The sequence below is a fragment of the Shewanella sp. Sh95 genome (assembly GCF_001308045.1).
In the GTDB taxonomy this organism is placed as follows: domain Bacteria; phylum Pseudomonadota; class Gammaproteobacteria; order Enterobacterales; family Shewanellaceae; genus Shewanella; species Shewanella xiamenensis.
This window is the reverse complement of record NZ_LGYY01000263.1, coordinates 1-13,493: the sequence shown is the minus strand read 5'-3', so window position 1 is coordinate 13,493 and position 13,493 is coordinate 1. Positions and strand designations below refer to the sequence as shown.

The following is a 13,493-nucleotide window of genomic DNA, read 5'->3' as shown; positions in this document are numbered from 1 at the left end:
GAATAAAGTCATACAGTAATGGGAGATAAAATCAGTTGATTTGCACTATTACTGTCTAAAATCAATTGGCGCCAATCTTAGCAACAATTTACAGAAAATTGATCCTCAAAGCGTGGATATTCACTGATATCTTGATAAATCTGCAGGATGGGTGGGTAAAAGCTTGTCTAAATGGGAAAATTTTCTGACTGAAAAATAATTCATTCACAGGTATTGATACTGTATGATTGTACAGTATACTAGTCAGCAGATTACGACAAAGAGCCTCGCTTTTTGATCACCCGCTTTATTAAATTGAATATCACTTTTGACAGTACTGATGCTGTCTAGATGAGGGAACAGGAATGAAGGTCGATCCAAACAAAGAGAAAGCACTTGCTGCGGTATTGAGCCAAATTGAGAAGCAATTTGGTAAAGGCTCCATCATGAAGCTGGGCGAAGACCGCTCTATGGATGTCGAGACCATTTCTACTGGCTCACTTTCCCTTGACGTCGCCTTAGGGGCTGGCGGTTTACCAATGGGCCGTATTGTTGAGATTTATGGTCCTGAATCATCAGGTAAGACAACCCTGACATTAGAAGTGATTGCCGCTGCTCAGCGCGAAGGTAAAACCTGTGCCTTTATCGATGCTGAGCACGCTCTCGATCCTATCTACGCGAAAAAGTTAGGCGTAGATATTGATAACTTATTGTGTTCACAACCCGATACCGGTGAACAAGCTCTTGAGATCTGTGATGCGTTAACCCGTTCTGGCGCGGTAGATGTGATCATCGTTGACTCGGTCGCGGCATTAACACCCAAGGCAGAAATTGAGGGCGAAATCGGTGACTCACATATGGGCTTAGCAGCGCGTATGATGAGCCAAGCGATGCGTAAGTTAGCGGGTAACCTCAAGCAATCGAATACACTGTTAATCTTCATCAACCAAATTCGTATGAAGATTGGTGTGATGTTTGGTAACCCAGAAACCACAACGGGTGGTAATGCTCTGAAATTCTATGCTTCTGTTCGTTTAGATATTCGCCGTACTGGTGCTATCAAAGAAGGCGACGAAGTGGTTGGTAACGAGACTCGTGTCAAAGTCGTTAAAAACAAAGTGGCTGCACCATTTAAGCAAGCTGAGTTTCAAATCCTTTACGGTCAAGGTATCAACCGTACTGGCGAGTTAGTCGATTTAGGGGTAGCCCATAAACTGATTGAGAAAGCTGGTGCTTGGTATAGCTACAAGGGCGATAAAATTGGTCAAGGCCGTGCCAATGCGGGTAAATATTTGACTGAAAACCCAGCCATTGCCGCTGAAATCGATAAGACATTGCGTGAGTTATTATTGAGTAACCCAAGTGCACTGGCATCATCAGCATCCGATGATGATAATATCGAGGGGAATATTGATTTAGAAACAGGCGAAGTATTCTGAGCCAGTCTGCCCGTCAAATTGCGGTCGCGCTGTTAGCGCGCCGCGATTATTCCCGCCAAGAAATCCGCACAAAACTGCTCGAAAAAGGCTTTGAGGTCGCTGATATCGATCCTGTGCTTGATGATTGTGAAGCGTCAGGATTTATCAATGATAAGCGCTATGCCGAGCTTCTCGTTCGAAGCCACATTGCCCGTGGTCATGGACCAATACGCATTCGTCAAGCTATTGCTCAAAAGGGGCTGACTAAAGATTGTATCGAAGCTGCCTTATCTGCAAATGAGCATGATTGGTTTGAGTTGGCAAAAGCGAAAGCCATCAAAAAGTATACGGTCCCTAAAGTGTTTGAAGTAAAAGGCTCACTATCCCGCGAGCAAATTGCAAAAGAAAAAGCCAAACGAGTACGGTTTTTACTGAGCCAAGGCTTTAATTACGAACAAGTCACCTATGCCTTAGATTATGATCCTTTGGAAGATAATGATGACTAGGGCGTGTAGACGTTTCGAGATTACATTTTGTTCGTTCTGGCAAGTTCGTGCTCGCGAAACGAGGAATGATGTGTAGTTTACTCAAATGACGAGCGGCTCTTATGACAGAAAGTAAGAGCAAGGGCTTGCCAGACGAACCCTTAGGGTAGCATTTGGCTGGCTTTTCTGCCGCGTTATCGTCCGTTTATGTAGAATAACTACACTGCACGGACTTTGCCTTGCATAAAAGCCAGTCAAACTGCTGCAAAAATAACCCTGAAACGTCAACACGACCTAATGTAATCATATAAACTTGCCCTGGTAAGTTTGTGCTTATCATTCTTAACTCAGTTCATCTCCCTCACAGAATTAGTCCTTTTTCACCACTTTCACCTTGGGTTGTTGTGATAAGCCCTGTATTAGATGAAAACTCATCGAAAATATTAGACTCCGAAGCGCGATATCGCTATTCAAGGCTGGTCGTCTTTCTTCAGTCTGCTTATAATGCTGGGCAAATAGAAATACGGCTACCTTATGGTGTAGCTGGTCATGCTTACCCAATTCAGGACGATTTCATGTATCAAACGACAGCAGCGCTTAGAAGTGCTTTCCTCGAATTTTTCCGCAGCAATGGTCACCAAGTTGTGGACAGTAGTTCTCTTGTACCAGGCAATGATCCCACGCTTTTATTTACCAACGCCGGTATGAACCAGTTCAAGGACGTGTTTCTTGGCATGGACAAACGTAGCTATACACGTGCGACCACTGCCCAACGCTGCGTCCGTGCGGGTGGTAAACACAACGATTTAGATAACGTTGGTTACACCGCGCGTCACCATACTTTCTTCGAAATGCTGGGTAATTTCAGCTTTGGTGATTACTTCAAAGAAGATGCGATTCGTTTTGGTTGGACCTTCCTGACTGAAGTATTGAAGCTACCAAAGGATCGTCTGTGTGTAACTGTTTATCAAACAGATGATGAAGCCTTTGAAATTTGGAATAAAAAGATTGGCGTTGCTGCTGAGAATATCATCCGTATCGGTGATAACAAGGGCGCGCCATATGCTTCAGATAACTTCTGGCAAATGGGCGATACTGGTCCTTGTGGCCCTTGTACCGAAATTTTCTATGATCACGGCGACCACATTTGGGGTGGACGTCCTGGTAGCCCAGAGGAAGATGGCGATCGTTTCATCGAAATTTGGAACATCGTATTCATGCAATACAATCGTCAAGCCTCTGGTGAGATGTTGCCGCTGCCAAAACCTTCAGTCGATACTGGTATGGGGATTGAGCGTATCGCTGCGATTATGCAGGGGGTTCATTCAAACTACGAAATCGATATTTTCCGCGCCTTGATCGCCAAAGCAGCCGAAATCATCGGCGTGACAGACTTATCTAACAAGTCACTGCGCGTGATTGCCGACCATATTCGTTCATGCGCCTTCTTAGTTGCAGATGGTGTGATGCCATCGAACGAAGGTCGTGGTTATGTACTGCGCCGTATTATTCGCCGTGCCGTGCGTCATGGTAACAAGTTAGGGGCAACTGAAGCCTTCTTCTACAAGTTAGTTCCGACGCTAATCGAAGTGATGGGCGATGCCGCTAAAGGTTTAGCCGATACTCAAGTGATTGTTGAAAAAGCCCTTAAAGCTGAAGAAGAACAGTTTGCCCGTACGCTTGAGCGTGGTTTAGGCATTCTGGATAGCGCGTTAAACGAATTGCAGGGCGACACCTTAGACGGTGAAACAGTCTTCAAACTGTACGATACCTATGGCTTCCCAGTGGATTTAACCGCTGACGTATGCCGTGAGCGCAACATTATCGTCGACGAAGCGGGCTTTGAAGCGGCTATGGCTGAACAACGTAGCCGTGCTCAAGCCGCGGGTAACTTCGGCGCCGATTACAACGCAGCACTTAAGATCGATGCTGAAACCGCATTCTGTGGTTACTCAGAACTTACTGGCAATGCTAAAGTCACCGCGCTTTACCTGAACGGCGAGTCAGTTCCTGCAATCAATGCGGGTGATGATGCCGTAGTGGTGCTCGATGTAACGCCTTTTTATGCTGAATCGGGCGGCCAAGTCGGTGACAAGGGCGTATTAGTGGCTCAAGGTATTGAGTTTGCTGTTAGCGATACGCAAAAGTTTGGCCAAGCTTCAGGCCACAAAGGGACCTTAATGGCTGGTAGCTTAAGCGTTGGTCAAATACTTGAAGCGAAAGTGGATAAAAAGCTACGTCACCGCACTCAGTTAAACCACTCTGTGACTCACTTATTACATGCTGCGCTGCGTCAAGTGTTGGGTACTCACGTTACTCAAAAAGGTTCGTTAGTTGACCCAGAGCGTTTACGTTTCGACTTCTCTCATTTCGAAGCAGTCAAACCTGCTGAGCTGAAACAGGTTGAAGAGTTAGTTAACACCCAAATTCGCCGCAACCATGAGCTGAAAGTCGCTGAAATGGCGATTGATGAAGCCAAAGAAAAAGGCGCTATGGCACTCTTCGGTGAGAAGTACGATGCTCAGGTGCGTGTTGTCACCATGGGCGATTTCTCTATCGAACTGTGTGGCGGTACCCATGTTGGCCGCACCGGTGACATTGGTCTGTTCAAAATTACCTCTGAAGGCGGTATTGCTGCGGGCGTTCGCCGTATCGAAGCGGTAACCGGCGCGGCAGCGATGGCCTATGTGGCACAGCAACAGGCACAACTTGAAGAAGCGGCAGCACTACTGAAAGGCGATACTCAATCCGTTGTGACCAAGCTTAAAGCCCAGCTGGATAAAATGAAGCAGCTTGAAAAAGACATGCAGCAACTGAAAGATAAGTTAGCTGCGGCAGCCAGTGCGGATTTAGCGGGTGATGCGGTTGTGGTTAATGGCGTTAACGTGCTGATTAAGAAGCTGGAAGGCGTTGAGGCGGGTGCACTGCGCGGCCTGCAAGATGAGTTAAAGCAAAAGCTGAAATCTGCCGTTATCCTGCTCGGTGTTGCTCAGGAAGGCAAAGTAAACCTTATCGCGGGTGTGAGCAATGACTTAGTTAGTAAAGTCAAAGCTGGTGAACTGGTTGCTATGGTTGCTGCACAAGTGGGCGGTAAAGGTGGTGGTCGTCCAGATATGGCTCAAGCGGGTGGTAGCCAACCAGAAAATCTGGATGCGGCTCTATCTCAAGTATTACCTTGGATTACTGAGCGTTTAGCTTAAGAGGTTGCTGTGCTCGAAAAACGAAAGCTTAGTGGTAGCAAGCTTTTTGTGAAGAAGTTTGGCGGCACTTCGGTGGGTTCGATTGAACGCATCGAAGTAGTTGCTGAGCAGATTGCAAAGTCCGCTCACAGTGGTGAGCTGCAAGTATTGGTCCTTTCTGCTATGGCAGGTGAGACAAATAGGCTATTTGCGCTTGCGGCGCAAATCGATCCCCGCGCAAGTGCGCGGGAACTCGATATGCTTGTCTCTACGGGTGAGCAAATCAGTATTGCGTTAATGGCGATGGCGTTGCAACGCCGTGGTATCAAAGCAAGATCCCTGACTGGCGATCAAGTGCAAATCCATACAAATAGCCAATTTGGTCGGGCGAGTATTGAAAGTGTTGATACGGAGTACTTAACCTCCTTGCTGGAACAAGGCATCGTGCCTATTGTGGCTGGATTTCAAGGGATCGATCCTAATGGCGATGTCACCACTTTAGGTCGTGGTGGTTCGGATACGACGGCTGTGGCGCTAGCGGCGGCGCTAAGAGCCGATGAGTGTCAAATATTTACCGATGTACCAGGCGTTTTTACGACAGACCCTAATATCGACAGCAGTGCTAGACGTCTCGATGTGATTGGCTTTGATGTCATGCTCGAAATGGCTAAGCTCGGTGCTAAGGTGCTTCATCCTGACTCGGTCGAATATGCGCAACGGTTTAAAGTACCGCTGCGGGTGTTGTCGAGTTTTGAAGCTGGTCAGGGCACATTAATTCAATTTGGTGATGAGTCTGAGCTTGCGATGCCCGCATCCGTACAAGGAATTGCGATCAATAAGGCCTTAGCAACCTTGACCATTGAAGGGTTATTTACCAGCAGTGAGCGTTATCAAGCCTTATTAGCCTGTTTGGCTCGACTTGAGATAGACGTTGAGTTTATTACTCCTTTGAAATTGAATGAAACGTCACCAGCGGAGTCTGTCAGCTTTATGTTGGCCGAGACGAAAGTGGATGTTTTATTGCATGAGCTTGAAGTTTTAAGTGAAAGTCTTGATCTAGGCCAATTGAATGTTGAGCGTCAACGTGCAAAAGTGTCCTTAGTTGGCAAAGGTTTACAGGCAAAAGTTGGATTATTGACTAAGATGTTAGATGTATTGGGTAACGAAACAATCCATGCTAAGTTACTTTCGACATCGGAGAGTAAATTGTCAACTGTGATCGATGAAAGGGACTTACACAAGGCAGTTCGAGCGTTGCATCACGCATTCGAGCTAAATAAGGTGTAATTAAATAACTGTTTGAGTATTGAATACTATTAATTTGTACTCAGCTGACCCTATAATAAGCCCATCTACCGGATGAGTGCCGTGTGTAAGCTGAATTAAGACATAAAGGAGCTATCGAATGCTGATTTTGACTCGTCGTGTTGGCGAAACACTGATGATTGGTGATGAAGTCACAGTTACAGTGCTAGGGGTAAAAGGCAATCAAGTGCGTATCGGTGTGAATGCACCGAAAGAGGTTTCTGTTCACCGTGAAGAAATCTATCAACGCATTCAATCTGAAAAATCAGGTACGCCTTCAGAAGGCGGTAACTTTTAATACGAAGCTTATGCGAGTATTAGTCAGATAAAAAAGTCAGTTTTTAAACTGACTTTTTTATTTTTGAAACCGAAAGATTGGCGTAAATCAACACATTGGCTTGATATAACCGCAATGTGATTAAAAACAGTTCAAATGGAATCGGTTTCAGAAAAAGGGTTTGACTTATTTTCGTCAAACAGTAATATGTGCGCCAAGAAAACGGAGAGGTGGCCGAGTGGCCGAAGGCGCTCCCCTGCTAAGGGAGTATGGGCTTTATCTCCCATCGAGGGTTCGAATCCCTCCTTCTCCGCCATTTCTTACAAATAAAAAACTGCGCGTGTAGCTCAGCTGGATAGAGTACCTGGCTACGAACCAGGCGGTCGGAGGTTCGAATCCTTCCACGCGCACCATTTTTTATTGAAGCAAGATAGATACAAGTCGCGCATGTAGCTCAGCTGGATAGAGTACCTGGCTACGAACCAGGCGGTCGGAGGTTCGACTCCTTCCATGCGCACCATTTCTGCATCAGTTATGTTTAACTCATCAGGTTTGAATTTCAGAAGAAATTTTGTAATTAGTGCTTCAAGTAAGTGTTTTAAGCGCGTGTAGCTCAGCTGGATAGAGTACCTGGCTACGAACCAGGCGGTCGGAGGTTCGAATCCTTCCACGCGCACCATATTCAATCTTAATGCGAATGTGTTGAGATAACTGTTAAAACTGCGCATGTAGCTCAGCTGGATAGAGTACCTGGCTACGAACCAGGCGGTCGGAGGTTCGACTCCTTCCATGCGCACCAATTAGCTGACAGAGCAATTGCTTTGTTAGCAAAACGCAAAAATGCGCGTGTAGCTCAGCTGGATAGAGTACCTGGCTACGAACCAGGCGGTCGGAGGTTCGAATCCTTCCACGCGCACCATTTTAGTAAGCAATAGCTTACAAATGCAGACTTTGCGGAGAGGTGGCCGAGTGGCCGAAGGCGCTCCCCTGCTAAGGGAGTATGGGCTTTATCTCCCATCGAGGGTTCGAATCCCTCCTTCTCCGCCATTCTATTCCTAGTGAATAGATTTAATTTGCGAGACTTAAGTGCTTCTTCTAGACTAAAGTCTGTCGGTAAGGTAGCAACTTACCCAGTATTTAAGCGCGTGTAGCTCAGCTGGATAGAGTACCTGGCTACGAACCAGGCGGTCGGAGGTTCGAATCCTTCCACGCGCACCATCTACTTAGTTAGATTTAGATAAGCCTTGCAAGCAATTGCAGGGCTTTTTTTATGGGATTTTTCTGGATTATATTGCTTCAATCCTTATCTCTTGTTGAGCTTTACGCATTGATAGCCCGTCTTTTACGCCACGTTATGCTTGTTGAAATGCCAACGCCTTAAGCGATGATGTTTATCGCTCTGGCTTGCTATTTTACGTGTGATAAAGAGATAGCAATGGGCTAGCAATATCTGCCGTAAAAGAGAGAAGGGGAGATAAGCATGGAACAAGGGATCGATGAGCTTCTTTGGGTCTTAGGGGGGCGAGTTCTGAGAGAGGTTTGAAGAGTGTTAACGCGATTTAGGATGGAACAGGGGAAATAAAAAGGGCTGTAAAATACATAATGCCACTCGCTTAAGAGCGAGTGGCATTTTTACTTGGATATTTCACCGTTTTCTTTAGCACCACACGCGGGTAGCTGGGCCGCTTCCTCTTCGGGGGGAAAATCAACCTTTTGCCATTTTCCCTCTGTCGTTTTAAGTGCTGTGGGATCGCTCCAGGACTCCCTCTGTCGCTCCAACCAAACTCATCCTGGATTAAAAACAGGGCATTAATGAAACTTATTCTCTGTGGCTCAACTTTATGCTGCACTGCCATGGCAGCCATCTCTAGCCGCACAATATTGTAGGTCGTCAAGATACCCCATAATTCTTGATACACCCCATCCTTCTTCTTACTGCGCAGGACGGGTTTGTTTTCCAATTGATATTGCTTCAGCTCACCATAACCCCTCTCTATCTCCCATCGCTGCCAATACACCTTGAGCAAATCGTTCACTGGATAAGTGTCGGGACATAGGCAGGACGTGATAAACCCTTTGATATCACCTTTGGGTGATGGAATAAGGATAAGGCGGGCTTGCCAGCTCTCCCCCAGATAAGGCGCTTGTTGTTTAGCTTGGGGTGATATCGGCATCTCAACCAGATGGTCATACTCTGAGAATGACTCGATAATTCTATAGCGGGTCTTAGACTTTATCGGAGTTAACCAATAGGTGTTAGTCCCGCTTCCTTGCCAGCTGATGAGCAATTCGGCAGACATAAACCCACGGTCAAACAACGTGAGCGAATGCTCGGGAGCTGAGCCAACCAATTGCTGTGCGTAGTGAATTTCACTGTGGGTAACAGGCCCGAAAGCCGCATCAGAAAGTAAGTGGCTACGAGTAGACATTAAGGTGACAGCCAGCACAGAGGGAAAAGAAGCCGTGCTTTGTGCAAAGCCAAAGTGATGGTTTTCTTCAGTGTTATGCGTCTTAAAATACGTCCCATCAACACTGAGCAATTTCAATCCCGCTATCTCATCAAATTCACACTGTGTTTCCCACTGTGCAGCGGTTGTTTTGAACAGATAACGCATGGGCTCTGAACCCAACTTTTCTTTGGCTTTGATGATGCTACTAGTCGCCAGTGGCGGGAGCTCCCCCTTGGCGTCGGGAAACGCCAGTGAGAGCGTATCACAGACTTGCTGAATCGAGCGGTTACGCATCAAACCAATACCTAGAACCAACCAAACAGCTTGCTCTGCAGGGAAACGACGGGTTCGAAGTGATGCCCTGCCAGTTTGTTGCACAGCCTCAGCCACCCAATCCATGGGAACATGTTTGGCGAATACATCAATATCCTGCGATTGGCAAAATTCAGCAGTAACAAGTAGCTCTTTAGAAAATTCAGACATAAAAAAATCAGCCGCAACTTAAGTTGCGGCTGATTATGAAGCCCTTGAAAGATCATTCAACTACTTAAAACGATCGGCATTATGTAAAATACAGCCCTTTTTAGCGTAGATGCCGTGATTAGGCTTCTAACTTAGCAAACTCGGCTTTTTGCTCTTTTAGTTTGTCCATATCGCGGCTCAGATCGGCCATCTTGGCGCGCTCTTTATCGATAACTGCTGGCGGTGCTTTCGCCACGAAGCCTTCATTGGATAATTTACCTTCGATACGGGCAATCTCTTGAGTCAGCTTTTCAAGCTGTTTGTCGATACGAGCCATTTCGGCTGCTACATCCACCAGACCTGCCATCGGAATTAATAATTCCATTTCGCCAATCAGACCTGTGGTCGACATTGGCGCCGTTTCACCTTCACCAAGAATTGTCATACTTTCTAAGCGTGCAAGCGTTGTGAAGAAGGCTTGGTTAGCTTCAACACGGGCTTTGTCTTGGGCACTCACGCCACGCAGTAGGGCATTTAATGGCTTAGAAGGCGCTATATTGAGCTCTGCACGGATATTACGAACCGCAACAATGACTTGCTTAACCCATTCGAGATCGGCCATCGCGGTCGCATCTACTTTGGCAGCATCATAGCTTGGGAATGGTGCCAGCATGATGGTGTCGCCTTGGGCGCCTGTCAGTGGTTTAACGCGTTGCCAGATGGTTTCAGTGATGTATGGCATCATCGGGTGCATCAGACGTTGCATCGCTTCTAACACATTGACCAGTGTATGGCGGGTGCCACGCATTTGCGCTTCATTGCCGTTTTGCAGCACTGGCTTAGTTAACTCTAAGTACCAATCGCAGAACTGGTTCCAAGTGAACTCATACAGTGTGTTAGCAGCGAGGTCGAAGCGATAGTTTGCCATGTGGTCGTCATAGGTTTTTACGGTTTGGTTGAATAAACCGATGATCCAGCGATCCGCCAGCGACAATTCCATCTCGCCGCCTTGGTAGTCCGGAGAGTTCGGGCCGCAATCTTGGCCTTCGGTATTCATCAATACGTAACGTGACGCGTTCCAAAGCTTGTTACAGAAGCTGCGGTAACCGTCCAAACGCTTCATGTCCCAGTTGATATCACGGCCAGTTGAGGCCATTGCCGCTAGGGTAAAGCGCAGGGCATCAGTACCGTGGGCTTCGATACCATTTTCAAATTCTTTACGGGTGATCTTTTCGATCTTGGCGGCTAGTTGAGGTTGCATCATGTTGCCGGTGCGTTTTTCAACGAGGGCTTCTAGATCGATACCGTCGATCATATCCAATGGGTCAAGTACGTTGCCCTTAGATTTTGACATCTTGTTACCCGCTTCATCGCGGATAAGGCCGGTCACATAAACGGTTTTAAATGGCACCTGTGGCTTACCGTCTTCATCTTTGATGAAGTGCATGGTCATCATGATCATACGGGCAACCCAGAAGAAGATGATGTCAAAACCCGTTACCAACACATCGGTAGGGTGGAAGGTTTTTAAATCTTCAACATTGTCAGGCCAGCCTAAGGTCGAGAATGTCCACAGGGCAGAGCTGAACCAAGTATCCAGTACGTCTTCATCTTGGCGCAGGGCGATAGCATCATCGATATTGTGCTTAGCACGCACTTCAGCTTCGGTGCGGCCCACATAAACTTTACCGTTCGCATCGTACCAAGCGGGGATGCGGTGACCCCACCATAATTGGCGAGAGATACACCAATCTTGAATGTCGCGCATCCAAGAGAAGTACATGTTTTCGTACTGCTGCGGCACAAACTTAATATCGCCATTTTCAACGGCTTCGATGGCAGTTTTCGCCATAGGCGCAACGGCAACGTACCATTGGTCGGTCAGCATCGGCTCAATAACTACGCCTGAGCGGTCACCGTAGGGCACTTTTAGGCTGTGTGGCGCGATTTTTTCGAGCAGACCTAAGGTTTCAAACTCTGCCACGATTGCATCACGGGCTTTGAAACGATCTAAACCTGCGAAACGCTCAGGTAGGCTGCCATCTAAGGTGGTGTTGATGGTGCCATCGGTATTGACGACTTCGGCTGATGCGCGAATGGCCGCATCTAAGGTCAACACGTTGAACATGGGCAGCTTATGGCGCTTACCAACTTCATAGTCATTAAAGTCGTGGGCAGGGGTGATTTTCACGCAACCTGTACCAAAAGCCATGTCCACATAGTCATCGGCAACGATTGGGATGCGACGATTAACGATAGGCAGCAGAATAAATTTGCCGATCAGTGCTTGATAACGCTCATCGTCTGGATGAACTGCAACCGCGCTATCGCCTAACATAGTTTCTGGACGCGTGGTGGCGACTTCGAGGTAATCTTTACCGTCAGCAGTCAGTTCGCCATCGGCTAATGGATAACGCAGATGCCACATGTGGCCTTGCTTTTCTTTGTTTTCCACTTCGAGATCAGAAATCGCGGTATGCAGCTTGGGATCCCAGTTTACTAAGCGTTTACCACGGTAAATCAAATCATCTTCATAGAGACGGACAAACACTTCTTGAACGGCTTTAGACAAGCCTTCGTCCATGGTAAAACGCTCACGGTCCCAATCCACAGAGGCGCCCATACGACGTAGCTGCTTAGTGATGGTGCCGCCCGATTGCGCTTTCCATTCCCAGACTTTTTCCATAAAAGCATCGCGGCCAAGATCATGGCGGCTCTTGTCTTCTTCGGCTTCAAGCTTACGCTCAACCAGCATTTGAGTCGCAATACCCGCATGGTCAGTACCGACTTGCCACAGGGTGTTTTTACCCTTCATACGTTGGTAGCGGATCAGGGTATCCATGATGGTATCTTGGAAAGCGTGACCCATGTGCAGACTGCCCGTCACATTGGGCGGTGGGATCATGATGCAATAGTTGCCCTGTGAGGCATCGCCGTGGGGCTTAAAGTAACCTTGCTCTTCCCAGTTTTGGTAAAGAGTCTGCTCAATGGACTGAGGATCGTATGTTTTTTCCATGGGAACGTATCTGTCTCAAGCTAAATTAAGTGGATGTGTTGCTAAATTTTGGGTTGTTAATTCAATCCCTAAGCCACGATATTGGCGGTAGCGTTCACGTGCTATCGCCTTATGTTGGTCGTCATTAGCTACAAAATCGAAGATTTGACCAAAGTTTACCGCAAATGGCGGTACTTGGTCTGCAAGATTAATCAGAAGTTGACGACTTTTGTTAGGTCCAAGTCGATCAAAACCGATTTCAACGGGGGAACCCGTGGTTGGGCCTTCACCTTTGAGGTTATGGGGGACAAATGCACTGGGTTCAAACTGCCATAGTAACTCGTCGATTTCGAAGGCGATGTTCTTGTCCTGACAGTGAATATAGACCTGCTGCTGGTTTATAAATCCCTGTTGGGCCAAGCGGCAAGCCAATTGATACATGTCACTAAAGGCCGTGTTCACGCCCATCGGCGGCAGTAGATAAAACAGCGCTTGAGTCATGATTTCAATGCCTTGCTTTGAGTTATGGACGAACGGGTAAGTCTACACTAAAACTCGAGCTGGGTTAACGCTTCGCTCTGGGGTTTTTAGCGGTAGATTAAGCTACGGGGGACAGGTGTTTCACTTAAACAGTTACTGTGCGAAATGTTCACTAATTTGAGAACAAGCTTAATACTAAGTGCTTATATAAATGGTTGAACGACTATGGAGTATAAAAGCAAAGCGCACCCGAAGGTGCGCTGGTTGAAAGACTGGTCAAACAAACTATTCCTCCTAGGTTATTGAGCATTGTTATTAAAGGATTCATTGACGCTTTGGTAGTGTTCATAATTCTGTGTCATTTCAGTAAAATATTCAAAAACAGGAATGACACATGACCCAACCTTTTAACTTCGAACAAGCCCTTAAAGATCTGCAATCAGGTAAAAGCCTCACAGGTAAA

Annotated in this window: 8 protein-coding genes and 8 tRNA genes; 13 read left to right on the top strand and 3 right to left on the bottom strand. The window is 46.9% G+C overall.

Translation table 11 applies throughout. The features are described 5' to 3' along the window. Nucleotides 1-344 precede the first annotated feature (344 nt). The 13 genes from recA (at nt 345) to AEA42_RS19230 (ending at nt 7,861) form a co-directional block, all read left to right on the top strand. Entirely contained in the window at nt 345-1,418 is a 1,074-nt protein-coding gene (recA, locus tag AEA42_RS19290; RefSeq protein ID WP_037420979.1) for a recombinase RecA, read from the top strand. 74 nt (nt 1,419-1,492) lie between these two features. Further along, nucleotides 1,493-1,903 (top strand): regulatory protein RecX, encoded by a 411-nt coding sequence (locus AEA42_RS19285; RefSeq protein WP_055648572.1) that lies wholly within the window; start codon nt 1,493-1,495, stop codon nt 1,901-1,903. A 554-nt stretch (nt 1,904-2,457) separates the two neighbouring features. Further along, nucleotides 2,458-5,082: an alanine--tRNA ligase gene (gene alaS / locus AEA42_RS19280; RefSeq protein WP_055648571.1), complete on the top strand. Its 2,625-nt coding sequence runs from the start codon at nt 2,458-2,460 to the stop codon at nt 5,080-5,082. A gap of 9 nt (nt 5,083-5,091) precedes the next feature. Then, entirely contained in the window at nt 5,092-6,348 is a 1,257-nt protein-coding gene (locus AEA42_RS19275) for an aspartate kinase (RefSeq protein ID WP_037420970.1), read from the top strand. Nucleotides 6,349-6,466: 118 nt separating this feature from the next. After that, on the top strand, nt 6,467-6,664 hold the full coding sequence (gene csrA, locus AEA42_RS19270; RefSeq protein ID WP_006082602.1) for a carbon storage regulator CsrA: 198 nt from the start codon (nt 6,467-6,469) through the stop codon (nt 6,662-6,664). A gap of 203 nt (nt 6,665-6,867) precedes the next feature. Then, nucleotides 6,868-6,959, top strand: a tRNA-Ser gene (locus AEA42_RS19265). 20 nt (nt 6,960-6,979) lie between these two features. Next, nucleotides 6,980-7,056, top strand: a tRNA-Arg gene (locus AEA42_RS19260). Between the two features lie 30 nt (nt 7,057-7,086). Beyond that, nucleotides 7,087-7,163, top strand: a tRNA-Arg gene (locus AEA42_RS19255). Nucleotides 7,164-7,245: 82 nt separating this feature from the next. After that, a tRNA-Arg gene (locus tag AEA42_RS19250) sits at nt 7,246-7,322 on the top strand. Nucleotides 7,323-7,365: 43 nt separating this feature from the next. Further along, nucleotides 7,366-7,442: transfer RNA gene (locus tag AEA42_RS19245), tRNA-Arg, on the top strand. Between the two features lie 43 nt (nt 7,443-7,485). Then, nucleotides 7,486-7,562: transfer RNA gene (locus AEA42_RS19240), tRNA-Arg, on the top strand. 36 nt (nt 7,563-7,598) lie between these two features. Beyond that, a tRNA-Ser gene (locus AEA42_RS19235) sits at nt 7,599-7,690 on the top strand. A 94-nt stretch (nt 7,691-7,784) separates the two neighbouring features. Then, a tRNA-Arg gene (locus AEA42_RS19230) sits at nt 7,785-7,861 on the top strand. Nucleotides 7,862-8,256: 395 nt separating this feature from the next. Here the strand turns inward: AEA42_RS19230 and AEA42_RS19225 are convergent. From AEA42_RS19225 to AEA42_RS19215, 3 genes are all read right to left on the bottom strand, one after another. Next, nucleotides 8,257-9,576, bottom strand: coding sequence for an IS4 family transposase (locus AEA42_RS19225; RefSeq protein WP_055648570.1), 1,320 nt, complete (start codon nt 9,574-9,576; stop codon nt 8,257-8,259). A gap of 118 nt (nt 9,577-9,694) precedes the next feature. Continuing rightward, the gene (locus AEA42_RS19220; RefSeq protein WP_055648569.1) at nt 9,695-12,571 is read right to left on the bottom strand and encodes a valine--tRNA ligase; all 2,877 of its coding nucleotides are present in this window, start codon (nt 12,569-12,571) and stop codon (nt 9,695-9,697) included. Between the two features lie 15 nt (nt 12,572-12,586). Then, nucleotides 12,587-13,051 carry a DNA polymerase III subunit chi gene (locus AEA42_RS19215; protein ID WP_037420941.1) on the bottom strand — a complete coding sequence of 155 codons (465 nt, stop codon included), beginning with the start codon at nt 13,049-13,051 and terminating at the stop codon, nt 12,587-12,589. Nucleotides 13,052-13,493 lie beyond the last annotated feature (442 nt).

Excerpts from the sequence above, each read along its gene's own strand:
- recA (WP_037420979.1), top strand. The coding sequence starts at position 345 with ATGAAGGTCGATCCAAACAAAGAGAAAGCACTTGCTGCGGTATTGAGC.
- alaS (WP_055648571.1), top strand. The coding sequence starts at position 2,458 with ATGTATCAAACGACAGCAGCGCTTAGAAGTGCTTTCCTCGAATTTTTC.
- csrA (WP_006082602.1), top strand. The coding sequence starts at position 6,467 with ATGCTGATTTTGACTCGTCGTGTTGGCGAAACACTGATGATTGGTGAT.
- AEA42_RS19225 (WP_055648570.1), bottom strand. The coding sequence starts at position 9,576 with ATGTCTGAATTTTCTAAAGAGCTACTTGTTACTGCTGAATTTTGCCAA.
- AEA42_RS19220 (WP_055648569.1), bottom strand. The coding sequence starts at position 12,571 with ATGGAAAAAACATACGATCCTCAGTCCATTGAGCAGACTCTTTACCAA.
- AEA42_RS19215 (WP_037420941.1), bottom strand. The coding sequence starts at position 13,051 with ATGACTCAAGCGCTGTTTTATCTACTGCCGCCGATGGGCGTGAACACG.